Genomic DNA, 25,854 nt, shown 5'->3' with positions numbered 1-25,854 from the left:
CATGCGCAACATGCGTACCCTGGTTGGCGCCGCAGTGGCCCTGGCCCTGTCGGCCGGCAGTGCCCTGGCAGCGGTTTCCCCGCAGGACGCGGCCAAGCTGCAGTCGACCCTGACCCCGCTGGGCGCGGAAAAGGCCGGCAACGCCGCCGGCACCATTCCGGCCTGGACCGGTGGCATCACCCAGGCGCCGGCCGGCTACAAGCCGGGCCAGCACCACATCGACCCGTTTGCCGCCGATAAGCCGCTGTACACCATCACCAAGGCGAACCTGGACCAGTACAAGGCCAACCTGACCCCGGGCACCCTGGCGCTGTTCGCCACCTACCCGGACACCTTCCAGATGCCGGTGTACCCGAGCCGCCGCAGTGGTTCGGCACCGCAGTGGGTGTATGACAACACCCTGAAGAACGCCACCAGCGCCAAGCTGGCCGAGGGCGGCAACGGCTTCGTCGATGCCTTCGGCGGCATTCCGTTCCCGATCCCGCAGAGCGGCGTGGAGGCAGTGTGGAACCACATCGCTCGTTACCGCGGTACCTTCATCGTGCGTCGTGCGTCCGAAGTGGCCGTGCAGCGCAACGGTGACTACTCGCTGGTGACCTCGCAGCAGGAAGCGCTGTTCAAGTACTACGTCCAGGGCAAGAGCTTCGCCGACCTGAACAACCTGCTGTTCTACTACCTGTCGTTCACCAAGAGCCCGGCTCGCCTGGCCGGTGGTGCCGCGCTGGTCCACGAGACCCTGGATCAGGTGAAGGAACCGCGTCAGGCCTGGGGCTACAACGCTGGCCAGCGCCGCGTGCGCCGTGCGCCGAACCTGGCCTACGACACCCCGATCGCTGCCGCTGACGGCCTGCGTACCGCCGACGACACCGACATGTTCAACGGCTCGCCGGATCGCTACGACTGGAAGCTGATCGGCAAGAAGGAAATGTACATCCCGTACAACAACTACAAGGTTTCCAGCCCTGAGGTTAAGTACAAGGATCTGCTGACCCCCAGCCACCTGAACCCGAAGTACACCCGCTACGAACTGCACCGCGTGTGGGTCGTCGAAGGCACCCTGAAGCCGGGCTCGCGCCACATCTACTCCAAGCGCGTGCTGTTCCTGGACGAAGACAGCTGGGGCGCCGCCGAAGTCGACCAGTACGACGGTCGCGGCGAGCTGTGGCGCGTATCGCTGGCCTACCTGAAGAACTACTACGAGCTGCCCACCACCTGGACCGCTCTGGATACCTTCCACGACCTGCAGGCCCGTCGCTACCACGTACAGAACCTGGACAACGAAGAGCCGAGCACCATCGACTTCGGCCAGGCCGTACCGGACGACTCCTACTTCAGCCCGTCCGCACTGCGTCGCCGCGGCACCCGCTGAGTTCGTGTCATGTCTGAAAGAGCCCGCCCTTCGGCGGGCTTTTTCATTTGTGGTCGAAAAGTCGTCAGACCCTGTAGGGCGGAGGCGAAAAGTGTTACCGCTCAACCCGCTGAAAGCCCCCAGCTGCGCGCCTTTCGGCTGAGATGGCAAAACGCAGTCATCCTTTCGAGTGAGGCGGCCAGGGCTTAACAAAAGATAACGTGCCGTTAATTGTCAGCCTCGGAAAAGGCTGGCTATATAGCTCCAAACTACATACCGCCTGCATAAGAAAAAGAGGTAAAGGCATATGCGTGAGCCCCTGTGGCGCACTTCGAGCGAGCAGCCCGTATCGGGAGTGCGAAGCTCTTTCCCGATGTCGCGCAAGACGGTTTCCCTGCTCGGCGCGCTTTCCTTCCTGATGATGTCCCTGGCTCCGCTGCATGCCGTTGCCGCAACGGACGCCGCCAGTGATTCCAACTCGATCGTTTCCGCCAAGGCCTCCAGCAGCCTACTGCTGAGCATTGCCCATGCCGGCAAGCGTCTGGTCGCGGTGGGTGATCACGGGCACATCCTCTATTCCGACGACGCAGGCAAGAGCTGGACCCAGGCCACCGTGCCGACCCGCCAGCTGCTGACCTCGGTGTTCTTCATCAGCGACAAGAAGGGCTGGGCCGTCGGCCATGACGCCCAGGTCCTGGCCACCACCGATGGCGGCACCACCTGGGTGCGCCAGTTCGAGGACCTCAAGCGCGAAGCGCCGCTGCTGGACATCTGGTTCCAGGACGAGAACCACGGCATGGCCGTGGGCGCCTATGGCGCGCTGCTGGAAACCACCGACGGTGGCCAGCACTGGGAAGACGTCAGCGACCGCCTGGACAACGAAGACCAGTTCCACCTCAACGCCATCACGGCGGTGAAGGATTCCGGCCTGTTCGTGGTCGGCGAGGCGGGCAGCATGTTCCGCTCCAAGGACTGGGGCGAGACCTGGGAGAAACTCCAGGGCCCGTACGAAGGTTCGCTGTTCGGCGCCACCGGCACCACCCAGGCCGGCACCGTTCTGGCCTACGGCCTGCGCGGTCACCTGTTCCGCTCCACCGATTTCGGCAGCACCTGGCAGCAGGTCAGCCTGCCCACCGCCAACGGCGGCGAGCTGGAGTTCGGCCTCTCCGAAGGCAGCCTGCTGGATGACGGCACCATCGTCGTCGTCGGCCATGGCGGCAGCGTGCTGGAGAGCAAGGACGACGGCGTGAGCTTCAGCGTCGTCAACCGTCCGGATCGCCTGTCCCTCGCGGGCGTGAGCGCGGCCGGCAATGGCAACCTGGTCCTGGTCGGCCAGGGCGGTATCCACCTGGCTTCGGCGACCGGCGCCGAGCTGACAGAACAACAATAAGCCGGGGAGCCGCAATGAACGCTCTGAACAAGCATCAACAGGACAAGGCTACTTTCCTGGAACGCATCATCTTCACCCACCGGCCGTTCGTGATCATCGCGTGCCTGCTGGTGACCGTCTTCCTCGCCTGGTCGGCCACGCAAGTGCGTCCGTCCACCAGCTTCGAGAAGATGATCCCGCTGCAGCACCCGTTCATCCAGAACATGCTGGAGCACCGCAACGACCTGGCCAACCTCGGCAACACCGTGCGCATCTCGGTGGAAGCAGTGAATGGCGACATCTTCACCAAGGAGTACATGGAGACGCTGCGGCAGATCCATGACGAGGTCTTCTACATCCCCGGCGTCGACCGCTCCGGCATGAAGTCGCTGTGGAGCCCGAGCGTGCGCTGGACCGAAGTGACCGAGGAAGGCTTCGCCGGTGGCGAGGTGATCCCGCAGACCTACGACGGTTCCGCCAAGGCCCTGGACCTGCTGCGCAACAACGTGCTCAAGTCCGGCCAGATCGGCCGCCTGGTGGCCAACAACTTCAAGTCGAGCATCGTCGACGTGCCGCTGCTGGAGGTCTACCCGGACCCGAAGGACCAGGGCAAGCTGATGAAGCTGGACTACCGCCAGTTCTCCCATGAGCTGGAAGAGAAGATCCGCGACAAGTACCAGCTGCAGAACCCCAACGTGAAGATCCACATCACCGGCTTCGCCAAGAAGGTCGGTGACCTGATCGACGGCCTGCTGATGGTGGTCGGCTTCTTCGGCATCTGCTTCGTCATCACCCTGGTGCTGCTGCTGTGGTTCACCAAGTGCGTGCGCTCTACCATCGCCGTGCTGTCCACCACCCTGGTGGCGGTGATCTGGCAGCTGGGCCTGCTGCACATCATCGGCTTCGGGCTGGACCCGTACTCGATGCTGGTGCCGTTCCTGATCTTCGCCATCGGTATTTCCCACGGCGTGCAGAAGATCAACGGTATCGCCCTGCAGTCCAGTGACGCGGAAACCCCGCTGCTGGCCGCCCGCCGTACCTTCCGCCAGCTGTTCCTGCCGGGCATGATCGCGATCCTCGCGGACGCCGTGGGCTTCATCACCCTGCTGGTGATCGACATCGGCGTGATCCGCGAGCTGGCCATCGGCGCGTCCATCGGTGTGGCGGTGATCGTGTTCACCAACCTGATCCTGCTGCCGGTTGCCATTTCCTACATCGGCATCAGCAAGAAGGCGGTACAGCGCAGCAAGGAAGACGCCGTGCGCGACCATCCCTTCTGGCGTGCGCTGTCCAACTTCGCAAGCCCGTCCGTGGCACCGATCTCCGTGGTCATCGCCCTGGCGATGTTCGCCGGCGGCATGTGGCAGGGGCATCACCTGAAGATCGGCGACCTCGACCAGGGTGCGCCGGAGCTGCGTCCGGACTCGCGCTACAACCTGGACAACGACTTCATCATCCGCAATTACTCGACCAGCTCCGACGTGCTGGTGGTGATGGTGGCGTCCGAGGCCGAAGGCTGCTCCACCCACAAGACCCTGTCCGCCATCGACGAGCTGGCCTGGCGCCTGGAGAACACCCAGGGCGTGCAGTCGGCCATCTCCCTGGTCACCGTCTCCAAGCAGATGATCAAGGGCATGAACGAAGGCAACCTGAAGTGGGAGTCGCTGTCGCGCAACCAGGACGTGCTGAACAACTCCATCAGCCGCGCCGAAGGCCTGTTCAACAGCAACTGCTCGCTGGCGCCCCTGCTGGTGTTCCTCAACGACCACAAGGCCGAGACCCTCGACCGCGCCGTGGCCGTCGTTCAGGACTTCGCCAAGGCCAATGAGAAGGACGACCTGAAGTTCAAGCTCGCCGCCGGTAACGCCGGTATCGAGGCTGCCACCAACGACGTGATCAAGCACTCGGAACTGACCATCCTGATCCTGGTGTACATCTGCGTTGCACTGATGTGCCTGATCACCTTCCGCTCCTTCGCCGCGACCCTGTGCATCGTACTGCCGCTGATCCTCACCTCGGTGCTGGGCAACGCGCTGATGGCGACCCTGGGCATCGGCGTGAAGGTGGCAACCCTGCCGGTGATCGCGCTGGGCGTGGGTATCGGCGTGGACTACGGCATCTACATCTACACCCGCCTGGAGTCCTTCCTGCGCCAGGGCCTATCCCTGCAGGAAGCCTACTACGAGACCCTGAAGTCCACGGGTAAAGCGGTGCTGTTCACCGGCCTGTGCCTGGCCATCGGCGTCGCCACCTGGATCTTCTCGGCGATCAAGTTCCAGGCCGACATGGGCCTGATGCTGACCTTCATGCTCCTCTGGAACATGTTCGGCGCCCTGTGGCTGCTGCCGGCGCTGGCGCGCTTCCTGATCAACCCGGAGAAGGTGCGTCAGAAGAAGGCTTCGATCCTGGTTCACTGATCGACGCTTGAGCAATAAAAAACGCGGCCCTCGGGCCGCGTTTTTTATGCGTGGAGTTCATGCGAGAGTCACGGGAGGATGGCGAACACCCGTGCCGGGAAGCCCGTGCCCTGGGCAATCTTCGGGAAACTCACCACCGCCAGCGCGCCGGCTTCGGGCACCTTGTCGAGGTTGGCGAGCAGCTCGATCTGGTAGTGGTTGGTGCCCAGGATGTAGGACTCCAGCGAATAGTCGTCCTTGCTGGTGGCGATGCCCGGATCGGTGTCGGTGGTCTCGTGGCCCGATGCAGTGATCTTGCGCGTCTCGTAGAGATACACCAGCGCCTCCTTGCTCCAGCCCGGATAGTGCGCCACGCCCTTGGCATCCTGGTTCTGCATCTTCGCCTGATCCGGCCAGCGCCGGGACCAGTCGGTGCGCAGCGCCGCGAAGGAGCCTTCCGGCACTGCGCCATGCCTGGCCTCCCAGGCCTTCACATCGGCGAGGGTGAGCACGTAGTCGGGGTTCTTCGCTACCTGCTCGTGGATGTCGAACACCACCAGCGGCAGGAACTGCTCCTTCACATCGAGCTGGTCGACGCTGCGCAGGCCCTTGTGGAAGTGCACCGGCGGGTCGACGTGGGTGCCCCACTGGCCGACGTGGCTGTAAAGCTCCACCTGGAAGCCATCCTTGTCCACGGTGTAGAGCGTCTTGCGGCCCATGGGCTCGAAGCCTTTCCAGTGCGGGGTGTTGCTGTCGAACGAGTGGGTCAGGTCGACGAAAGCGTGCTGCTTGAGGCTGGCGTAGGTGTCCCACAAGCCGGGTTGGGCGGCCTGGCTCGCGACGGGCAACAGGGCGGCGGCGAAGAGCAGGGCGGGGAGGCGTTGCATGGGTCTGATTCCTTGACGGGGATGGGAGAAAGCGCCTTATCTTTCTCCATCGTCTGATCCGCTATCCAATTCTGAATTCTGCTTTTCTTATTCCTTTCCGTTAGGAAACCCCATGTCCTTCCAGCTCATCGAGTACGCCGAAGCCAGTCCTGAAGTCCGTGCCGTCTACGACGACATCATGGCGACCCGCAAGATCGACTGGGTGAACAACTTCTGGAAGGCGATGGCCAACCACCCGCAGACGCTCAAGCGGACCTGGGAAAGCCTCAAGGAAGTGATGGGGCCGGGGCAACTGGACCCGCTGGTGAAGGAGCTGATCTACGTTGCCGTCAGCGTCACCAACAACTGCAATTACTGCATCGGCTCCCACGGCGCCGCGGCGCGCAAGGCCGGGATGGACGACGCCATGCTCGGCGAGCTGATGGCGGTGGTGGCCATGGCCAACGAAACGAACCGCCTTGCCATCGGCTACCAGGTGCCGTTGGACGATGTGTTCAAGGGCGCGGTGATGGAGAGCAGCGGTAGCTGAGTCGACTGGACCAGGGGCTGACCTTGTAGGAGCGGGCCATGCCCGCGATCCGTCGGCAGGGCCGACGTTTTTTTGCTCTGGTGTTGCGGGTTTGCTGCTTCGGCTTGGGCATTTCTGCGCCGCTTTGGTGCGCGCGCGGGCATAGTGTTTCGCCCCCTCGGGCGAGTCCCTTTTGGCAAACGCCCCAAAAGGAACCAAAAGGTCTTGCCCCGGACATCCGGTTTTTCGCTTAGGCGAAAAATTCCCTCGTTGAAGCGAAGTTTCAGGGGCACGCGTCGAAGGGCCATCCCTGGCCCATCAACGCTCTCGCGACATCCATGTCGCTCAACCCCTGAAACTCCACTTCAACGAGGCCTCCTGAACGGGGCATTCGGCGCGTGCGGTGATTTCTCTGGAAATCTCTTTGAGCCAAAGCCAAAGCCAAAGCCGGATCGGTTGGGCTCTTCGTAGGAGCGAGCTTGCTCGCGAACCCACCCTGCGCCCGAACCATCAGGGGCGGGATTGGGACAACCGCTGGATCGCCTTCACCGGAGTCCCATCGCTCCAGCGCCCCATGGAGAGCTGCGCCGGCCCGCCGCCCAGGGCGTAATCGCGATCCTGGCCGTAGAAGGCCGCATCGCACAGTGCATCGAACAGCTTCCACGGTCCGAACCAGTCCATCGCATCGGTGGCCAGAGCGTTGTGCGCGGAGGGTTGCCCCTGCTTGAGCCGTTGCTTCACACGTTCCTGCACGCGGTTGAGCAGCCAGCTGGAAGAGTCGCTGGGCGGGTAGCGCGGATCGAAGCGCGGTGCGGTCGGCGCTGCGTGATTGGCCAGCAGCGGCGGGCTGCCGTGGCGGTCGCTGCTCAGCAGGAGCAGGTCCTTGTCGCGTGGTGCGACCTGAGTGCTTTCCGCGTAGACGCGTCGCGCATCATCGCAGGCGACGCGTTCGTCCTCATCACCACAAACAGCCAGCAGCAAGGTGCCGGTGGGAATGTTTACCAGTGGTTCCAGCGGCACCTGCCGCCAGCGCGGGCCGCTGCTCTTGCCCGGCTCAACTGCCATCAGCGCGCGCGGTTGTGGCACGCCTAGGCGTTGCCAGGAGGCTGCCAGCCCGCTGGCGATCAGGCCGCCCGCCGAATGGCCGACATAGGCGACGTGCTCCAGCTCCGGCTTCACCCCCAGCTTGCCCGCCTGCAGATCGGCGAGGGCACGGCGCACGGAGTCGGCGGCGTTGGGCAGGAACTCTGCCGCCGGCGTCTTCAGCGTCGCCTGGTAGCGCGGGTAGATGAGGATGGCGCCGCGCCGGACGATGTGCTCGATCCAGGCGCGGTAGAGGTCGGGCTGCATGACGCTCCAGCCGTGGGTGAAGACCACCACGGGCGCCGTGGACGGGACTGGTCGGTCCGGGGTGAACACCCAGTACTCGTTGCCGTCGGTGGTGAAGTGCCACTGGCGCACGTCGGCGTGGGCATAGTTCGAGCCGCCCGGGCCCTGCAGCGGCTGGGTCGGTGGCAGGACCTCGGCAGCGCTCAGCGGGGCCGACTGCAGAAGGTTGCAGATCAGCAGCAGGCCGGCGGCCAGCGCCGGAATCAGCCGGTGGGCGGGCATGGAGGCACCTCTGGCGGGGATGCCTCCAGCATAGCCGTCAGCGTGGATAGAGCGGTGGCAGGCTGCTGGCTTCCGGCGCTGGTGGCGCGTCCGGATCGGCGCCGGGGAGGGTGCGGATGGCGCGCCAGAGGTCTTCGCCCTGCCAGTTGCGACCGCCTTCGCTGTCGCTGTAGAGCGCACCGTTGAGGCCGTCCAGCGCATCGGACAGCGGCACGAAGCGCGCTGCCATGTCGGCCAGGGTTTCCGGCTGCTGGCGGGCCCAGGCGTCCAGCGCCTGGCGGGTGGCGTGGGAATCGTTGGCCTGACAGGCGCGGCGCAGTTCGTCGAGCAGCGTGCGGGTGCTGGGGCCGGCCTGCGCCACACGGATCACCGCCGGCTGGCTGCGGGCGCGCCACCACAGGCCGAAGCCGAGCAGGGTGGTCAGGCTGAGCAGTGCGCAGGCAAGCTGCCAGGGCCATAGCAGCGCGTCGCTGACCAGCGTTTCGCTGGGCGCGGCGGGTGGCTCGGCGTGTTCTTCGAGCTGTGCGTTGGCGGCGACCTGCAGCGTGCGCGCCGGCAGGCTGGTGCGCTCGACACGGCGCTCCTGGGTATTCCACCAGACGATTTCCACCGGTGGCAGCTCCACCGGGCCGGCCTTGTCGGCGATCAGCGCTTCACGCTCTTCGCGGCTGCCGATCATGCCCTGGTCGCTGGCCTCGTTGGCCAGCTGCGGCTGGTCGGGATAATGGCGCAGGCCCTCGGGCAGGATGATCGGCAATGGCGGCAGCTGGGCGCTGGAGAGACCGTCCACGCGGAGCATGATGTTGCGGGTCAGCGACTCCCCGGCCTTGGCCTCTTCCGGCTGCGGGCTCCAGGTCTCGGTCAGGCTGAGCGAGCGGGCGGGCAGCCATGGCGCGTCCTTGGGATAGTCCGCCGGTTTGGGGGCGACCTGCAGCGGGATGCTCGGCGAGACCACTCGAATCTGTTTGCCCGCCGGCGGGCCGAAGGGGTTGTTGTCCTCGTTGCGGCGTTGCGCGACCTGGGTGGCGTTGAAGGTCTGGCCGGGGATTTCCAGGGTGCCGCTGTTCTGCGGGAAGATCGCGTAGCGCACTTCGATCACGCCGTGGCGAACGCCGTTGATGTCCTTCTCGTAGGTGCGCGGCTCGCCCAGTTGTTCGACGCGGGCGTCGTTCATGCGCAGCGGGCTTAGGCTGCTGTCGTCGTATAGCGACACGGAGTGGTAGATGCGCAGGGTGAGGATCACCTGGGCCTGCACCCAGCTTTCCTCGCGGTCGACGCTGGCGTCGATGAACACCGGGGCGAGCTTCTGGCCCTCGGCGCTGTCCTCGGCCTTGAGCACCTCGAGACTGATCGGTTCGCTGGTATTGCCGCCCAGGTGGATCGGCGGGATTTCCACCTTGCCTTCGTTGCGCGGCTGCAGGGTGATGATCCAGCGCGTGGTGGCCTGGGACTTGCCGTTGAGGGTTGTCAGGCGGTTGACCTGGCGGGTGCCGAGCACCACGAACTGTTCGTCCAGCGGCTTCAGGTCCGGCTTGCCGAACAGCGTGGGGTCGTCGGATTCCAGTGTCAGTTCGACGCTCTCGCCCTGGTTCAGGCGCGCGCGGTCGACGCTGGCGGTGAGGCTGGCCTCGGCGCGGAAGGCGGCGAGGCAGAGCAGGGTCAGGCAGATCAGCCTTTTCATGGGTTGGGTTCCTGGCGCTGCTGCTGTTGCTGGTACCAGAACTTGCGGCGCAACAGCTCGGACGGATCGTCGGGAATCTGCCGCAGCCACTGTTCCAGGGCCTGACGGCGCTCGTCACCTAGTGGACCGGCATCTTCCGGGTTGGTTTCCTGTTCTTCGCGGGCGTCCTCGCCGGGCTTGTCGCTCTGGCTGGCGGAGGGGCGGTCGGCTTCCTGCGAAGGGTTCTTCGCCGCCGGTGCCGGCTGCGAGTCGCGTTCGCTGGCGTGCTCTTCCTCTTGCAGCTGGTCCTGCGGCTTGGCGGCCTGGGGATCGCTGCTCTGGGCGGGGTCCTGGTTCTGCTGCGGCGGCTGGTCGGTGCCGTCGCCTGCGGGGTTGTCCTTGCGCTGGCGCAGCAGGTCCTCGAGCAGCGCCTTGTTGCGCTTGGCGGCTTCCAGTTCGGGGTCGCGTTCCAGCGCCTGATCGTAGGCGTCGATGGCGGCTTCCAGTTCGTTCTGTTTCGCCAGGGCATTGCCGCGGTTGTAGTGGTCCGCGGCCTCGTCGCCCTGGGCGAAGGCCTGGGCGGCGTCGACGTAGTCACCGGCGCGGTACAGCGCCAGGCCTTTCCAGCGGAAGTCGTCGAAGCGCTCGGCGGCTTCGGCGGGGTGCCCGGCATCGAGCAGGCGCTGGCCCTGCTGGTCCGGACGCAGCCAGAGGTCGTTGAACTCGAAGGCGTTGGCATCCTGCGGCGGCGCCCACAGCAGCGGCAGCAACAGCGGCAGGCTGAACAGCCAGCCGCGCCGGCCGGCGCAGGCGGCAAGCAGGAGCAGCGGCAGCAGCAGCCAGTAGCCCTGGTCCGCCCAGCGTTGCAGGCGCAGCAGGGCATCTTCCTCGCTCACCTGCAGGCCCTGGGTGCTGTCCAGCAGGCCGAGGGAGCGCAGGTCGCTGCTGCTGGCGCGCAGGCGCTGGAAGCGCCCGCCCATGTCGGTGGCGAAGGCGCGCAGCGAAGCTTCGTCGAGACGCGGCACGAGAATGTTGCCCTGGTCGTCCTTGAGGAAAGTGCCGTCTTCCTGGGCGATGGGCGCGCCGCCGGGAGTGCCCACGGCGAGCAGCAGCAGGTCTTTGCCCTTGCCTTTGAGGGCCTGGCGGATGCCCTGGCGTTCGCGGGCGTCCAGCGCACTGGTGATCAGCAGGATCCGGCCGTTGCCCTCGGCGCCGTTGTCCAGCAGGCGGCGCGCCTGGGCCACGGCAAGGTCTGCGCGCTCGCCCGGCTCGGGCATGATCGAAGGCTTCAGGGCGTCCAGCAGGTTGCGCGCGGTGCCCAGGTCATTGGACAGCGGCACCAGCGTGTGGGCGCTGCCGGCGTAGACGACGATGGCGGTCTGCGCGTCGCTGCGGCTGTGCAGCAGGTCGAGCAACTTGTGCCGGGCCTGTTCCAGGCGCGTCGGCTTGAGGTCGGTGGCGAGCATCTGCGGGGTGAGTTCCAGCACAACAACCAGCGGGTCGCTGCGTTCCATGGTCGGTTGTTCCACCTGCTCCCAGCTCGGCCCGAGCAGGGCGAGCACGGCCAGCAGCCAGGCGATGCCGAGGTAGATCCACGGGCGGCGTTCATGCCGGCCATTGCCGCCAGACAGCAGCCAAGGATGGAAGGCCGGAGGCAGCAGCAGCTGCCAGCGGCCGGCGCGGCGTTCGCGGTGCCAGAGTTTCCACAGCAGCCAGCCGAGCGGCAGCAGCAGGATCAGCCAGAGCGGGTGCAGCAGGTGCGGCCAGATGTGGCTCATGGCCGGCGCTCCTTCTGCAGGCGCGTCACCCAGGCGGGCCTGCGCCAGTCCTCGGGCGGCCACAGGGTGCCAATGACCAGTGCCGCGCTGATCAGCAGGGCCAGCAGCAGCGGCCAGCGGTACAGCGCGATGGCCGGGCGTGCCTGGGTCGGCTTCTGTTCCACCGGCTCAAGTTGGTCGAGGCTGTCGGAGATGCGTTGCAGCTCTTCGCCGTTGCGCGCGCGGAAGTAGTCGCCGCCGGTGCTTTCGGCGATGGCCTTGAGCGTCGGTTCGTCCAGGTCCAGCCCCGGATTGAGGCCGAACAGCCCGGCGACGCCGCCCTGTTTGGGATCGGCGCCGATACCGATGGTGTAGACCTTCACGTTCTCTTCGGCGGCGAGTTTGGCGGCGGTCTGCGGGGAAATCTCGCCGGCGGTGTTGGCGCCGTCGGTGATCAGCACCAGCACGCGGCTCTCGGCCGGGCGCTGGCGCAGGCGCTTGACCGCCAGGCCGATGGCGTCGCCCAGGGCGGTGTCCTTGCCGGCAATGCCGATCAGTGCCTCGTCCAGCCAGATGCGCACGGTGTGGCGGTCGAAGGTCAGCGGCGCCTGCAGGTAGGCGCGGGTGCCGAACAGGATCAGCCCGACACGATCACCCCGGCGGCCTTCGATGAAGCCGCCGAAGAGCTTCTTCACCAGGTCCAGGCGGCTGACTTCCGCGCCGTCCCAGGTCATGTCGGCGTAATCCATCGAGCCGGAGACGTCGACCGCCACCAGCAGGTCGCGGCCGGTGGCCGGGATTGGCAGCGGCTCGCCGACCCACTGCGGGCGCGCGGCGGCCAGCAACAGGCAGAGCCAGAGCAGGGCGAAGGGTGCCTGCTGGCGCCAGGCCGGCAGGCGTGCGCGGGCGCGGCGGCCGGCGAGGCCTTCGAGTTCCTTGAGGAAGCTGACCTTGATCGCCGCCTCGCCGTTGTCGGCCGGCGGCAGGATGAAGCGCATCACCCAGGGCAGCGGGGCGAGCAGGAAGATCCAGGGCCAGGCGAACTCAAACATGCTTGCGCACCCAGGTTTCCACCGATGCAGCGAGGCCGTCGATGGCCTTGTCGTCCAGCTTGCACTCGGCACGGTAGCCGCCTTCCACCAGGATCATCCAGCGGGTCAGGCCGGCGGCCGGGCAGCGCGTATCGAGGAAGGCCAGCCAGGCGCGGCCGCTCAGGGTGTGGCTGTGGCTCTCCGGCCAGCGGGCACGGGACAAGCGCTTGAGCAGGCCGTTCAGCGATTGCAGCCAGGGGCCGGCCGGTGCCCGGTCGTAGGGGCGCGGCAGGCGCTTGAGCTCTTCCAGCGCGGCTTCGCGCAGCGGGTCCAGCGGCACCTCGGCAACTACCTTGACCTTGCGCCTGGGCAGCCAGCGCTGGCGGTTGCGCCAGAGCACCCAGAGCAGCAGCGGCAGCAGCGCGGCGAGCAGCCACCAGCCAGGTGCCGGCGGCCACCAGGGCACCGCGGCGGGCTCGATCAGCGGTTGCAGCTGGTCGAGGGGATTCATTTCGCGTAGCCCGGCTGGTGCTGTTCCAGCAGGTTGCGCAGCTGTTCCACCAGTTCTTCCTGGGTGGTCAGCGGCAGCAGCGGCACGCCCAGGCGCAGGGCCAGGCGTTTCCAGCGCTCGCGACGGGCTTCGCCGAGGGCGCGGTAGGCCAGGCGTTGCTCGTCGATGTGGGTGTCCAGTTCCAGCTGCGCCTGCCCCTCGGCGAATCTCAGCAGGCCGGCGGCGGGCAGTGCATGGTCGAGCGGGTCGGACACCGGCAGCATCACCAGGTCGGTGTGGCGTGCCAGCAGGGACAGCTGCTGTTCGGCGACGTCACTGAGCGCACGCTCGTCGCACATCACCATGATCAGGCTGCCGGGGCGCAGCACCTCGCGGGCGCGGCGCAGGGCCATGCCGAAGCCGTCGCCGCTGTGGCTGAGGTTGGAGCCGGCGAGCAACGCATTGTTGGCGCGCACGATCAGGTTGAACAGCTGCAGCAGGCTCTGCTTGCTGCGCCGCGGCTTGATCTCGTGGCATTCGCTGTCGGTGAAGACCAGCCCGCCGATACGGTCGTTGTGCGCCAGCGCGGCCCAGCCGACGAAGGCGGCGGCGCGGGCGGCGAGCACGGACTTGAAGCACAGCCCGGAACCGAAGAACAGCCGCGCGCTCTGTTCGACCAGCACATACACCGGGCGCTCGCGCTCCTCATGGAACAGCTTGGTGTGCGGCTCCTGGCTGCGTGCGGTGACGCGCCAGTCGATGGTGCGCACGTCGTCGCCAGCCTGGTACACGCGTACCTGGTCGAAGTCCACGCCACGGCCGCGCAGGCGCGAGTGGTGCAGGCCGATCAGCGGGCTGCGCCGCGAGGGCGTGGAGAACAGCTGGACTTCGCGCAGGCGGTGACGGATCTCGATCAGCTCGCCGAGCGAGACGGCCACGCCGGGCGCCAGGACGTTGTGCATGTCAGGCGACGGCGACCACGTCGAGGATGCGCTGGACCACACGGTCCTGGTCGATCCCGGCGGCTTCCGCCTCGAAGGTGAGGATCAGGCGGTGGCGCAGTACGTCGAAGAGCATCGCCTGGATGTCCTCGGGGCTGACGAAGTCGCGCCCGGCCAGCCAGGCGTGGGCGCGTGCGCATCGGTCCAGGGCAATGGAACCGCGCGGGCTGGCGCCATAGGACAGCCACTCGGCCAGCTCGGCGTCGTATTTGGCCGGGGTACGCGTGGCCATGATCAGTTGTACGAGGTACTCCTCCACGGCGTCGGCCATGTATAGGCCGAGGATTTCGTGGCGGGCGGCGAAGATGGCTTCCTGGGTGACCCGGCGCTCGGGTTTTGTCTCGCCGTGCAGCGCTTCGCCTCGGGCCTGCTGGAGAATGCGGCGTTCCACGGAGGCTTCCGGGTAGCCGATCTTCACGTGCATGAGGAAGCGGTCGAGCTGGGCCTCGGGCAGCGGGTAGGTACCTTCCTGCTCGATGGGGTTCTGCGTCGCCATCACCAGGAACAGCGGCGGTAGGTCATAGGTGCTGCGACCTACGCTGACCTGGCGCTCGGCCATGGCTTCGAGCAGGGCGGACTGCACCTTGGCCGGCGCTCGGTTGATTTCGTCGGCCAGCACCAGGTGATGGAAGATCGGCCCCTGCTGGAACACGAAGCTGCCGTTCTCCGGGCGATAGATCTCGGTGCCGGTGATGTCGGCCGGGAGCAGGTCGGGGGTGAACTGGATGCGGTGGAATTCGGCCTCCAGGCCTTCGGCCAGGTCCTTGATCGCCTTGGTCTTGGCCAGTCCCGGTGCGCCTTCCACCAGCAGGTGGCCGTCGGCGATCAGGGCGATGAGCAGCCGCTCGATGAGCTTTTCCTGGCCGAGGATCTGGCTGGAGAGATACTGGCGCAGTGCAAGGAGCGACTCACGATGTTCCATCGCGTGGATTTCCTGGACGAAGGGTGGGGCTGTCGGGCCGCCTACTTTACTGCATCGGCCCTCACTCTTGCAGCGCTGCGCTTCGAGCCTTGTGCGGCGCTAGTGGTTCCCGATGGGCTTCGAGGCCGGGCAGTGGGGTCAGGCAGCGCAGCGTGGTATTGGGGTTGCGTTGGCGGCGCATGTCGCGCGCGCCGCCATGGACCACGGCGAAGCGGTAGACCCAGGCCACCAGGCGCGGCATGCCGGCGCGCAGCAGCATGCGGTGGAACAGCTCGTCCGCCTCGGCCTTGGTCACCGGGGCAACGTTGAGGAACTGGTACAGCGCGTCATGGACCAGGCTGGCGTGGTGCGCCACCGGCCAGAACATCACGCGCTCCTTCTGCTGGCCGTGGCGCAGGCACTGCACGCTTTCCAGGTGTTCCCACCAGTCCGGCGTGCCGAGGGTGGCGATCCAGAAGAACGGCACTTTCGGCGAACAGCCGTCCCAGGCGTAGGTGCGGGTGCAGCCGAAGTCGTAGCCGACGGTGCCGGCGGTGAGGTCCACGCTGGCGGGGCCGGGGTTGATGATGATGCGCCCGTCGTGCACCACCAGCCATTCGCTATAGAAGAAGCGGCCGTCGAACACCGGGTCTTCGCAGACCAGCGGGAAATCGATGTAGTTGATCCACGGGCCGTTGCGGTCGCGGCTGCAGAAGCCCCACTCGCGGACCGAGCGTTCGCGCGCGGCTTCGACACGGCGCAGGCGCTCGTCGCGGCCGACGATGCGCGGCAGCAGTACGCCGAGATAGACCGGGACGGCGCCGATCAGCAGCGGCCGTACGGCCTCGTCGAGGAACAGCCAGGCCAGCACCAGCAGCGCCACGCCCAGCAGGGTGACCAGCAGGTTGTCCAGGTGGCGCAGCAGCGGGCGGTGCAGGGGTGGGTGGCGTTGCATGGCGTCCGTTCCAGGGCAGGAATCGCCATGATAGCGCTTTGATATTTCCTGCGGCAGATGCGGAACGATCGTACTGCGAAATCGGTCGTCCTCGCGTGGACAAGGAGCCTGCATGCCGTTGACCGAATATGTCGCAGCCCCGTAAGCCAGCGCCGGGTGACTCCCGATAAGCTCGGTGGGATCGATGACCGGCCGGTCGAGGCTGTCAATCGAGGGTCACACTGCCCGTCTATACCTGTGGCCCGACACAAGACGATATGCGTTCTACGCTCAATCCAACAAAACGAGCCCAGCGGAGTAACAACATGGCGTTCTTCACCGCAGCCAGCAAAGCCGACTTCCAGCAACAACTGAAAGCGGCCCTGGCGCAGCACGTCGACGACAAGGGTCTGCCACAAGTGGCCCTGTTCGCCGAGCAGTTCTTCGGCTTCATCTCCCTCGACGAATTGACCCAGCGCAGGTTGTCCGACCTGGTCGGCTGCACCTTGTCTTCCTGGCGCCTGTTGGAACGCTTCGATCCCGCCCAGCCCGAAGTGGCGGTGTACAACCCCGATTACGAAAAGCACGGCTGGCAGTCCACCCATACTGCTGTGCAGGTGCTGCACCCGGACCAGCCGTTCCTGGTCGACTCGGTGCGCATGGAACTGAACCGCCGCGGCTACAGCATCCACACCCTGCAGACCAACGTCCTCAGCGTGCGCCGCAACGCCAAGGGCGAGCTGCTGGAAATCCTGCCGAAGAACAGCACCGGCAAGGACGTGCACCAGGAATCGCTGATGTACCTGGAGATCGACCGCGTCTCCCAGGCCGGCGAATTGCGCACCCTGGAAAAGGCCTTGCTGGACGTGCTCGGCGAAGTCCGCCTGGCCGTCGCCGACTTCCCGGCCATGCGCACCAAGGCCGAAGAGCTGCTGGCCTGGCTGGGCAAATCCAAGGTGAAGGCCCGCGCGGAAGAAACCGCCGAGGTGCGCGCCTTCCTCGAGTGGCTGCTGGACAACCACTTCACCTTCCTCGGCTACGAAGAATTCACCGTGCAGGAAGAGGCCGATGGCGGCCACCTGGTGTACGACGAGAAGGCCTTCCTCGGCCTGACCCGCACCCTGCGCGCCGGCCTGAACAAGGACGACCTGCACATCGAGGACTACGCGGTTGCCTACCTGCGCGAGCCGGTGCTGCTGTCCTTCGCCAAGGCCTCGCAACCCAGCCGCGTGCACCGCCCGGCCTACCCGGACTACGTGTCGATCCGCGAGATCGATGCCAAGGGCAAGGTCGTCCGCGAGTTCCGCTTCCTCGGCCTGTACACCTCGGCGGTCTACGCCGAGAGCGTATTCGACATCCCGTTCATCCGTGGCAAGGTCGCCGCCGTCCTGAAGAACTCCGGTTTCGACAGCAAGGCGCACCTGGGCAAGGAGCTGGCGCAGATCCTCGAGGTGCTGCCGCGCGACGACCTGTTCCAGACCCCGGTGGACGAGCTGTACAACACCGCCATGTCCATCGTGCAGATCCAGGAACGCAACAAGATCCGCCTGTTCCTGCGCAAGGACCCGTACGGCCGCTTCGCCTACTGCCTGGCCTACGTGCCGCGCGACATCTATTCCACCGAAACGCGGATGAAGATCCAGCAGGTGCTGATGGAGCGCCTGAAGGCCAGCGACTGCGAGTTCTGGACCTTCTTCTCCGAGTCCACCCTGGCCCGCGTGCAGTTCATCCTGCGCGTCGACCCGAAGAATCGCATCGACGTCGACGCCGCCCAGTTGGAGCAGGAAGCCATCCAGGCCTGCCGTTCCTGGCAGGACGACTACGCCGCGCTGGTGCTGGAGAACTTCGGCGAAGGGCAGGGCAACAACCTGCTGGAAGACTTCCCGAAAGGCTTCCCGGCCGGCTACCGCGAGCGCTTCGCCCCGCACTTCGCGGTGGTGGACCTGCAGCACCTGTCCAGCCTGTCCGATAGCCGCCCGCTGGTGATGAGCTTCTACCAGCCGCTGGCCCAGGGTGAGCAGCAGCTGCACTGCAAGCTGTACCACGCCGATACGCCGCTGGCGCTGTCCGACGTCCTGCCGATCCTGGAGAACCTCGGCCTGCGCGTGCTCGGGGAGTTCCCCTACCGCCTGCGCCACACCAACGGCCGCGAATACTGGATCCATGACTTCGCCTTCACCTACGCCGAAGGCCTGGACGTCAATATCCAGGAGCTCAACGAGACCCTGCAGGACGCCTTCGTCCATATCGTCAACGGCGATGCCGAGAACGACGCCTTCAACCGCCTGGTGCTGACCGCCGGCCTGCCGTGGCGCGACGTGGCGCTGCTGCGCGCCTACGCCCGTTACCTCAAGCAGATCCGCCTGGGCTTCGACCTTGGCTACATCGCCAGCGCGCTGAACGCCCACGTGGACATTGCCCGCGAACTGGTGCGCCTGTTCAAGACCCGCTTCTACCTGGCCCGCAAGCTCACCGCCGAGGACCTGGAAGACAAGCAGCAGAAGCTCGAGCAGGCCATCCTCACCGCCCTGGACGATGTCCAGGTGCTCAACGAGGACCGCATCCTGCGGCGCTACCTCGACCTGATCAAAGCCACCCTGCGCACCAACTTCTACCAGCCGGACGCTGCCGGGCAGAACAAGAGCTACTTCAGCTTCAAGTTCAACCCCAAAGCGATTCCGGAAATCCCGCGCCCGACGCCGAAGTTCGAAATCTTCGTCTACTGCCCGCGCGTGGAAGGCGTGCACCTGCGCTTCGGTGACGTGGCCCGTGGCGGTCTGCGCTGGTCCGACCGCGAGGAAGACTTCCGCACCGAAGTGCTGGGCCTGGTGAAGGCGCAGCAAGTGAAGAACGCGGTGATCGTGCCCACCGGCGCCAAGGGCGGCTTCATCCCGCGCCGCCTGCCGGTCGGCGGCAGCCGTGATGAAATCCAGGCCGAGGCCATCGCCTGCTACCGCATCTTCATCTCCGGACTGCTCGACATCACCGACAACATCAAGGAAGGCCAGATCGTGCCGCCGGCCAACGTGGTGCGCCACGACCCGGATGATCCCTACCTGGTGGTGGCGGCGGACAAGGGCACCGCGACCTTCTCCGACATCGCCAACGGCATCTCCGCCGACTACAACTTCTGGCTCGGCGACGCCTTCGCCTCCGGCGGCTCCGCCGGCTACGACCACAAGGGCATGGGCATCACCGCCCGTGGTGGCTGGGTCTCGGTGCAGCGTCACTTCCGCGAGCGCGGAATCGACGTGCAGAAGGACAACGTGACCGTCATCGGCATCGGCGACATGGCCGGCGACGTGTTCGGCAACGGCCTGCTGATGTCGGACAAGCTGCAGATGGTTGCCGCGTTCAACCACATGCATATCTTCCTCGACCCGAACCCGGATGCGGCGGCGAGCTTCGCCGAGCGCCAGCGCCTGTTCAACCTGCCGCGCTCCAGCTGGTCCGACTACGACGCCTCGCTGATCTCTGCCGGCGGCGGCATCTTCCTGCGCAGCGCCAAGAGCATCACCCTGACTCCGGAAGTGCGCGCGCGCTTCGACATCGACGCCGAGCGCCTGACCCCGACCGAGCTGATCCACGCGCTGCTCAAGGCGCCGGTGGACCTGCTGTGGAACGGCGGCATTGGCACCTACGTGAAGTCCAGCGATGAGACCCATGCCGACGTCGGCGACAAGGCCAACGACGGCCTGCGCGTGGACGGCCGCGACCTGCGGGTGAAAGTGGTGGGCGAGGGCGGCAACCTCGGCATGACGCAGCTGGCGCGGGTCGAGTTCGGCCTCAATGGCGGCGCCTGCAACACCGACTTCATCGACAACGCCGGTGGTGTGGACTGCTCCGACCACGAGGTGAACATCAAGATCCTGCTCAACGAAGTGGTGACCGCCGGGGACATGACCAGCAAGCAGCGCAACAAGCTGCTGGCGGAAATGACCGACCAGGTCTCCGACCTGGTGCTGGGCAACAACTACAAGCAGACCCAGGCACTGTCCCTGGCCGAGCGCCGCGCCCGCGAGCGCATCGCCGAGTACAAGCGCCTGATGAGCGACCTGGAAGGCCGCGGCAAGCTGGATCGCGCGCTGGAGTTCCTGCCCACCGACGAGGGCCTCGCCGAGCGCATCGCTGCCGGGCAAGGCCTGACCCGTGCGGAACTGGCCGTGCTGATTTCCTACAGCAAGATCGATCTGAAGGAACAGCTGCTGGGCTCGCTGGTGCCGGACGACGACTACCTGACCCGCGACATGGAGACGGCCTTCCCGCAGACCCTGGTCGACACCTTTGGCCCGGCCATGCGCAAGCACCGCCTGAAGCGCGAGATCGTCAGCACGCAGATCGCCAACGACCTGATCAACCACATGGGCATCACCTTCGTGCAGCGCCTGAAGGAGTCCACCGGCATGACGCCGGCGAACGTGGCAGGTGCCTACGTGATCGTGCGTGATGTCTTCCATCTGCCGCACTGGTTCCGCCAGATCGAGGCACTGGACTACCAGGTGCCGGCGGAAGTGCAGCTGACCCTGATGGACGAACTGATGCGCCTGGGCCGCCGCGCGACCCGCTGGTTCCTGCGCAGCCGTCGCAACGAGCAGGACGCCGCCCGTGACGTCGCGCACTTCGGTCCGCGCATCGCCGCCCTGGGCCTGAAGCTCAACGAACTGCTCGAAGGCCCGACCCGCGAGCTGTGGCAGGCGCGCTACCAGGCTTACGTCGACGCTGGCGTGCCGGAGCTGCTGGCGCGCATGGTCGCCGGTACCAGTCACCTCTATACCCTGCTGCCGATCATCGAAGCGGCGGACGTCACCGGCCGCGACCCGGCCGACGTGGCGCGCGCCTACTTCGCACTGGGCAGCGAGCTGGAACTGACCTGGTACCTGCAGCAGATCAGCTCCCTGCCCGTGGAGAACAACTGGCAGGCGCTGGCCCGCGAAGCCTTCCGCGACGACCTGGACTGGCAGCAGCGGGCGATCACCGTCTCCGTGCTGCAGATGCAGGACGGCCCGGCGGAGATCGATGCGCGCGTGGCGCTCTGGCTGGACCAGCACGCCCCGATGGTGGCCCGCTGGCGCGCCATGCTCGTTGAGCTGCGTGCCTCCACGAGCACTGACTACGCCATGTACGCCGTGGCCAACCGTGAGCTGCTCGACCTGGCGCAGAGCAACCAGCAGGGCGCTTGCCCGGTCTGACGCTCAACGCCTTTAAACCCTTTGATGCTCCAGCCCCGCCTCGTGCGGGGCTTTTTTTCGGCTGGGGCTCTTTGTCGGCGGGTGCTGACGCAAGGGCGCGTCGTACTCCTTCCCGTGATGCGCAGCGCATGGACGACGGAAGCGACGGCGCTGACCTGTAGGAGCGCCCCATGGGCGCGATCGCGGGCATGGCCCGCTCCCACAGGGTTGCGTTGGCAGAGGGGATTGAATTTCGTCGCGACGGATATCGCGGGAGCGAGAGCGACCGCTATCAGAGGGAGGGGTCAGCTCCCGCTGCGCCCATCCTCGCGCGGCTCGGTCAGTGCCCGGCGGTACTTGGCGTACAACTCGTCGGACATGTTGCTGGCACCGAGCATCTTCAGCGCGAAGGACTTCACTTGCTCATCGCTGTAGGGCTCTTGCTGCGGCGCCGGCTGACTGGCGCAGCCCACCAGCCACAGGGGCAGGATCAGAGAGAGAAGGGCAAGGGCACGGTTCATGGTTTTCACACGCAGGCTGGTTCGGGATGGTTGTCAGGCTATCAACCGCTCGAAGCGAGCAGAAATCATCCCGTTCAATAGTGGGTATTGTTTCTGGCGACTTCGGACGCCTTTGTCCTACAGAAAGTTCCCGGCTGCGGCGTTTTACAGCGAATACGGATATCCTTTCCGGCTGTTTATCCCTATTCAGGACTTCCCCATGAAAGCGCAACTCGTCGAACTCCTCACGCTGATCAGCTCCGGCTGCCTGGGTGAGGACGAGATCCAGCAGGTCGCCGACGAGGCTTCGCAGGCCTACGCCGATCCGGCGGCCTTCCTTGCCGCCAATCCGGACATCAACTACGACGAAGACTTTCCCATCCCGCTGGGTGAGTGGGTGGTGGTGGGCAGCCTGCCGGAAATCGTGCTGTTCATGGGTGACAGCTACGAAGAACTGTTCGGCGAGATCCGCGCCTCCTTCGACCCGAGCGTGAGCTTCGTGCTGCAGGCCAAGCAGCTGCGCAAGGCCGAGCCGCTGGCCGCACTGAACCGCATCCAGACCCAGCTCGGCGCGCTCTACCCGGAAAAGGGCGGCTACGTGTTGGTGGACTTCAGCGAGCCGCTGGATACCGAATTGCAGTGCGTGCTGGTCTACCGCAATGACCTGGAGCGCGTGCTGGCGCTCTGCGTGGATATCGGCATTCCCGCGGTACCGGCGCTGCAGGCCGCGCAGGATGCGGATCAGGCCTGATCCGGCTGGGTCATCAGCAGCAGGGCGGCCAGGTCGACGAGGACCTGGCCGCCCAGGCTGCAGGTCGGTATAGCTCCCTGATCGATCCAGCCTTGCACAATGGCGGGACGATCGTTCAGTCCCACCAGCTGCGCAAAGCGCTGGGGCGTCACGTAATAGCCACCTGCGAGCAGGTCCGGGGTGAATCCACTTTCCTCGTTCATGTTGTGTCCCGCACCATCCCGTCCCTTCGATCCACGGCTTCTGCTGCGGCCTGGATAGTGAATTTATCCTAATTGTTAGGGCGTTTTTCCGGGCTTTGGCGGTCTCGGAGATGGATGACACAAGATGAAGAAACGTTTCCTGTTCACCGCGGGAGAAAGACTACGGGCGCTTCGCTCGTTGACGGGGCTGTCGCGCCGCGCCTTCGCCGAGTCGGTTGGCATGAAGGCCAAGGATGTGGAGAACATCGAGTACGGCAACCAGCGCATGCGCGACCTGGATTTCCAGAAGGTCTGCAGCGTTTACCCGGACTTCAGCCGCTGGATGACCTATGAAGGACCGATCGACTCGGACGAAGTGGACTGGAAGGTGGAGGACTCCGCCCAGCGGGCGGCGGTCTACCTGGTGAAGAGCAATCCGCAGTTGCTGGTGACCCTGGGGCTCAGCCTGGAAGAGTGGCGAGCCCGGCATCATGAGGTGCTGGAAAGCCTGGACGAGGAAGAGCGCCAGCTCTGCGCGGATGCGCCTGAGGAGTGATGTCGCGGGTCAGCCCGTCTTGCCGGCGCGGCGCAGATAGGCGATCACATCCGGCGCGCCAGCCCCTCGCAGCCCCTGGCCGAAGGCATCGGATTGCGGATGATCCCGAGGCAGCAGCAGGCTCTCCGGGGTTTCCGAGTTGAACAGGCCGAAACGGGCATAGGGCATGCCGGTCTCCAGCAACAGTTCCATGAAGGACGCGTCGCTCCAGGCCTTGGCCGGCATGGCCAGCATGTGGAAGTCGCGCTCCAGCTCATCCAGTGCAGAGGCTTGCAACTCGAAGCGCTGGATGCTCGCCGGCAGGATGATCTCCAGCCCACGGCGGCGGGCGTAGACCACCGCATTGGCCAGTTCGCAGGGGTGATTGTCGTCGTCCCAGAACAACCGCGCGCCGTGCCAGCCGGCACTGCGCAACTGCAACGGCGCCTTGCGCTCGAAGCCGGGCAGGGCCACGCCCAGCACCTTGGTGAAGTCGTTGTAGCTGATGATTCGCACCTTACGGCACTGCTCGCAGTTGGAGAGTTCTTCGAGCCCTGCCAGGGGGCTGTCGAGCAGGCTGCGGCAGCAGAGGCCGTCGATGCTTCGAATGTCGACTGCGGGATGCTCTTCGCGGTGGCTGGCCACCAGGCGCTTGAGAACGCTGTGGATGCGCGCCTTGTCTTCCTGCACCGGCCCGGACAGTGCGCCACGCGGCAGGTCGATCAGCCGGTAGAGCGGCGCGCCGGATTGCCAGCCAAGGCCGGCAGGCCAGTCGGGGAGGGAGTCGAAGGGCAGGGACAGGCTCCGGCTGCGCTCGGCGACGTTACGCCCATCGGCACTGCCGATGCCCAGGCGCTGGGCGAGGGCGGCCAGCCGACTGGTCACGCTGCGGGGGCGAGGTGGTTGACTCATGGACGACGCAAGACTCCCGATGGCCGGCTGGTCAGTGCAGGAAGCGCCGGGCCCGATGCGCGGCGAATTGCCCTAAGCATAGAAAACCCTGGCGCTGTTGGGCGCATGCGTTGTGGCAAAATTCTTTCCTTCACTTGCTGGAGGCCTCCATGGCTTGCGTTGTGCTGGATATATCCCTGTCGGCGGACCGGCTGCAGGCGCTCTATCGCGGGCATGCCAACCGGGTCCAGGTGACCAGTCGCGATGGCCGGCGGGTCAATCTGCCGGCGCATCACCTGCGTCCATTCGTCACCCACTCCGGAGTTCACGGCAGCTTCGAACTTGAATTCGACGATTCCGGGCGGCTGCTGGCGCTGCGTCGCCTCGCCTGAGCGAGGTCGGGCTGGCTATAATAGCGCCCCATTTTGCCGACCGATGCCCGACCATGTACAGCCTGGCCCGCGAGCTCCTGTTCAAGCTCTCCCCGGAAACCTCCCATGAATTGTCCATCGACCTGATCGGCGCCGGTGGCCGCCTGGGCCTCAACGGTCTGCTGACGCAGGCGCCCAGAAGCCTGCCAGTAAAGGTCATGGGCCTGGAGTTCGCCAACCCCGTGGGGCTGGCCGCCGGCCTGGACAAGAACGGGGACGCCATCGATGGCTTCGCCCAGTTGGGCTTCGGTTTCGTCGAGATCGGCACCGTCACCCCGCGTCCGCAGCCGGGCAACCCCAAGCCGCGCATCTTCCGCCTGCCGCAGGCCACCGCGATCATCAATCGCATGGGCTTCAACAACCACGGCGTCGATCACCTGATCGAGCGGGTCAAGGCGGCGAAGTACAAGGGCGTGCTGGGCATCAACATCGGCAAGAACTTCGATACCCCGGTCGAGCGCGCGGTGGACGACTACCTGATCTGCCTGGACAAGGTCTACGCACACGCCAGCTACGTCACGGTCAACGTCAGTTCGCCGAACACCCCCGGCCTGCGCAGCCTGCAGTTCGGCGATTCGCTCAAGCAGCTGCTCGAAGCGCTGCGTCTGCGCCAGGAAGACCTGGCTGTGCAGCACGGTCGTCGCGTGCCACTGGCGATCAAGATCGCCCCGGACATGAGTGATGAGGAGACCGCGATGGTCGCCGCCGCGCTGATCGAGTCGGGCATGGATGCGGTGATCGCCACCAACACCACCCTGGGTCGCGACGGCGTCGAGCACCTGCCGTTCGGCAACGAGGCTGGTGGCCTGTCGGGCGCGCCGGTGCGCGAGAAGAGTACCCATATCGTCAAGGTGCTGGCTGGTGAGCTGGGCGGCCGTCTGCCCATCATCGCCGCCGGCGGCATCACCGAAGGCGCGCATGCAGCGGAGAAGATCGCTGCGGGTGCGAGCCTGGTGCAGATCTATTCGGGGTTCATCTACAAGGGCCCGGCGCTGATCCGCGAAGCGGTGGACGCCATTGCGGCGGCCAGGCGGGCGTAAGTACAGGTAGCAGAAATAAGTAGGGCTCCTTTCGGAGCCCTTGGGCTTGCGCCCTTTTCCGCCCGGATGGGGCGGCTTGGGGAAGTCGTGGGTGACCCTGGATTCAGCCTGTCGCGTGCTGCAATTGGTTCACTCGTTGAATACCGGCGGCGCCGGTCAAACCATCCCAGTTGTCGCCGCGGCCCTCACGCCAGCCGTTGAGCCAGGATTGCCGGGTAGTGGGATGGGTAAACGGACAGAGATCGCGAGATTTTCCAGTAATGCCGTGCTGATAACCACGCAAAAAGGCTCTTTCCAACGGATCACGCTTAAGTCTTCTCATAGGGTGTTGCCCTCACTTGTTGACTGTTATGTCCCGTTGGCCCCCCCAGGGAGGCCGGGCGGAATGTTCCGCCAATGGGGCGCATTGCCGGCGTGACGCGCCCCGCCCGACACCATTGCGGTGAAGGATTACCCCGAGTTC

General features: G+C 65.9%; 22 protein-coding genes. 9 read left to right on the top strand and 13 right to left on the bottom strand.

The genetic code is table 11. The features are described from left to right. Position 1 precedes the first annotated feature (1 nt). The 3 genes from ABKS89_RS20900 (at position 2) to ABKS89_RS20890 (ending at position 5,134) form a co-directional block, all read left to right on the top strand. Complete coding sequence (locus tag ABKS89_RS20900; protein ID WP_138214991.1) at positions 2-1,369, top strand: DUF1329 domain-containing protein; 1,368 nt, start codon at positions 2-4, stop codon at positions 1,367-1,369. Positions 1,370-1,655: 286 nt separating this feature from the next. Continuing rightward, entirely contained in the window at positions 1,656-2,738 is a 1,083-nt protein-coding gene (locus ABKS89_RS20895; RefSeq protein ID WP_138214990.1) for a YCF48-related protein, read from the top strand. 14 nt (positions 2,739-2,752) lie between these two features. Beyond that, complete coding sequence (locus tag ABKS89_RS20890) at positions 2,753-5,134, top strand: efflux RND transporter permease subunit (protein ID WP_081519390.1); 2,382 nt, start codon at positions 2,753-2,755, stop codon at positions 5,132-5,134. Between the two features lie 68 nt (positions 5,135-5,202). Here ABKS89_RS20890 and ABKS89_RS20885 read toward each other — a convergent pair whose 3' ends face one another. Then, entirely contained in the window at positions 5,203-6,000 is a 798-nt protein-coding gene (locus tag ABKS89_RS20885; RefSeq protein ID WP_348586909.1) for a cyclase family protein, read from the bottom strand. 112 nt (positions 6,001-6,112) lie between these two features. Between ABKS89_RS20885 and ABKS89_RS20880 the strand changes: the two genes are divergently transcribed. After that, positions 6,113-6,529: a carboxymuconolactone decarboxylase family protein gene (locus ABKS89_RS20880; RefSeq protein ID WP_138214988.1), complete on the top strand. Its 417-nt coding sequence runs from the start codon at positions 6,113-6,115 to the stop codon at positions 6,527-6,529. Positions 6,530-7,018: 489 nt separating this feature from the next. Here ABKS89_RS20880 and ABKS89_RS20875 read toward each other — a convergent pair whose 3' ends face one another. The 8 genes from ABKS89_RS20875 to ABKS89_RS20840 form a co-directional block, all read right to left on the bottom strand. Further along, a complete protein-coding gene (locus ABKS89_RS20875) occupies positions 7,019-8,119 on the bottom strand; it encodes an alpha/beta hydrolase fold domain-containing protein (protein ID WP_348586907.1) in 1,101 nt (366 codons plus the stop codon). 37 nt (positions 8,120-8,156) lie between these two features. Further along, entirely contained in the window at positions 8,157-9,800 is a 1,644-nt protein-coding gene (locus tag ABKS89_RS20870; protein ID WP_348586905.1) for a BatD family protein, read from the bottom strand. Then, a complete protein-coding gene (locus tag ABKS89_RS20865; RefSeq protein ID WP_348586903.1) occupies positions 9,797-11,557 on the bottom strand; it encodes a VWA domain-containing protein in 1,761 nt (586 codons plus the stop codon). Before ABKS89_RS20865 ends, ABKS89_RS20870 begins: the two co-directional genes overlap by 4 nt. Next, entirely contained in the window at positions 11,554-12,588 is a 1,035-nt protein-coding gene (locus ABKS89_RS20860) for a vWA domain-containing protein (protein ID WP_348586901.1), read from the bottom strand. Before ABKS89_RS20860 ends, ABKS89_RS20865 begins: the two co-directional genes overlap by 4 nt. Continuing rightward, positions 12,581-13,078 carry a DUF4381 domain-containing protein gene (locus ABKS89_RS20855; protein WP_138214983.1) on the bottom strand — a complete coding sequence of 166 codons (498 nt, stop codon included), beginning with the start codon at positions 13,076-13,078 and terminating at the stop codon, positions 12,581-12,583. Before ABKS89_RS20855 ends, ABKS89_RS20860 begins: the two co-directional genes overlap by 8 nt. After that, positions 13,075-14,019, bottom strand: coding sequence for a DUF58 domain-containing protein (locus tag ABKS89_RS20850; protein WP_138214982.1), 945 nt, complete (start codon positions 14,017-14,019; stop codon positions 13,075-13,077). The genes ABKS89_RS20855 and ABKS89_RS20850 overlap by 4 nt, the downstream gene beginning before the upstream one ends. 1 nt (position 14,020) lies before the next feature. Continuing rightward, the gene (locus tag ABKS89_RS20845) at positions 14,021-14,980 is read right to left on the bottom strand and encodes an AAA family ATPase (RefSeq protein ID WP_045211803.1); all 960 of its coding nucleotides are present in this window, start codon (positions 14,978-14,980) and stop codon (positions 14,021-14,023) included. 61 nt (positions 14,981-15,041) lie between these two features. Beyond that, positions 15,042-15,914, bottom strand: coding sequence for a DUF1353 domain-containing protein (locus ABKS89_RS20840; RefSeq protein ID WP_348586899.1), 873 nt, complete (start codon positions 15,912-15,914; stop codon positions 15,042-15,044). A 305-nt stretch (positions 15,915-16,219) separates the two neighbouring features. On the opposite strand from ABKS89_RS20840, the gene ABKS89_RS20835 reads away from it, so the two are divergent. Then, on the top strand, positions 16,220-21,082 hold the full coding sequence (locus ABKS89_RS20835; RefSeq protein WP_348586897.1) for an NAD-glutamate dehydrogenase: 4,863 nt from the start codon (positions 16,220-16,222) through the stop codon (positions 21,080-21,082). A 284-nt stretch (positions 21,083-21,366) separates the two neighbouring features. Here the strand turns inward: ABKS89_RS20835 and ABKS89_RS20830 are convergent, their stop codons facing one another. Then, positions 21,367-21,582 (bottom strand): hypothetical protein, encoded by a 216-nt coding sequence (locus ABKS89_RS20830; protein WP_138214979.1) that lies wholly within the window; start codon positions 21,580-21,582, stop codon positions 21,367-21,369. 199 nt (positions 21,583-21,781) lie between these two features. Between ABKS89_RS20830 and ABKS89_RS20825 the strand changes: the two genes are divergently transcribed. Then, positions 21,782-22,312 carry a hypothetical protein gene (locus tag ABKS89_RS20825; protein WP_348586895.1) on the top strand — a complete coding sequence of 177 codons (531 nt, stop codon included), beginning with the start codon at positions 21,782-21,784 and terminating at the stop codon, positions 22,310-22,312. Here the strand turns inward: ABKS89_RS20825 and ABKS89_RS20820 are convergent. Next, positions 22,303-22,515, bottom strand: coding sequence for a DNA-binding protein (locus ABKS89_RS20820; protein WP_348586893.1), 213 nt, complete (start codon positions 22,513-22,515; stop codon positions 22,303-22,305). The two genes, ABKS89_RS20825 and ABKS89_RS20820, sit on opposite strands and share 10 nt — an antisense overlap. Positions 22,516-22,639: 124 nt before the next feature. On the opposite strand from ABKS89_RS20820, the gene ABKS89_RS20815 reads away from it, so the two are divergent. Further along, positions 22,640-23,050 carry a helix-turn-helix domain-containing protein gene (locus ABKS89_RS20815; RefSeq protein WP_348586891.1) on the top strand — a complete coding sequence of 137 codons (411 nt, stop codon included), beginning with the start codon at positions 22,640-22,642 and terminating at the stop codon, positions 23,048-23,050. A gap of 9 nt (positions 23,051-23,059) precedes the next feature. Here ABKS89_RS20815 and ABKS89_RS20810 read toward each other — a convergent pair whose 3' ends face one another. Next, positions 23,060-23,941, bottom strand: a complete 882-nt coding sequence (locus ABKS89_RS20810) for a DUF6685 family protein (RefSeq protein WP_348586889.1) — start codon at positions 23,939-23,941, stop codon at positions 23,060-23,062. A 149-nt stretch (positions 23,942-24,090) separates the two neighbouring features. On the opposite strand from ABKS89_RS20810, the gene ABKS89_RS20805 reads away from it, so the two are divergent. Continuing rightward, the gene (locus tag ABKS89_RS20805) at positions 24,091-24,312 is read left to right on the top strand and encodes a DUF2835 domain-containing protein (protein ID WP_045211782.1); all 222 of its coding nucleotides are present in this window, start codon (positions 24,091-24,093) and stop codon (positions 24,310-24,312) included. 53 nt (positions 24,313-24,365) lie between these two features. After that, entirely contained in the window at positions 24,366-25,391 is a 1,026-nt protein-coding gene (locus ABKS89_RS20800) for a quinone-dependent dihydroorotate dehydrogenase (RefSeq protein WP_138214975.1), read from the top strand. Positions 25,392-25,494: 103 nt separating this feature from the next. Here ABKS89_RS20800 and batR read toward each other — a convergent pair whose 3' ends face one another. Then, positions 25,495-25,713: an RMF-related biofilm architecture regulator BatR gene (gene batR / locus ABKS89_RS20795; protein WP_081519407.1), complete on the bottom strand. Its 219-nt coding sequence runs from the start codon at positions 25,711-25,713 to the stop codon at positions 25,495-25,497. Between the last annotated feature and the right edge of the window lie 141 nt (positions 25,714-25,854).

The organism is Pseudomonas sp. LABIM340, assembly GCF_040017195.2.
GTDB lineage: Bacteria > Pseudomonadota > Gammaproteobacteria > Pseudomonadales > Pseudomonadaceae > Pseudomonas.
The sequence above is the reverse complement of the archived record's forward strand: the minus strand, read 5'-3'. Positions and strand labels throughout refer to the sequence as shown.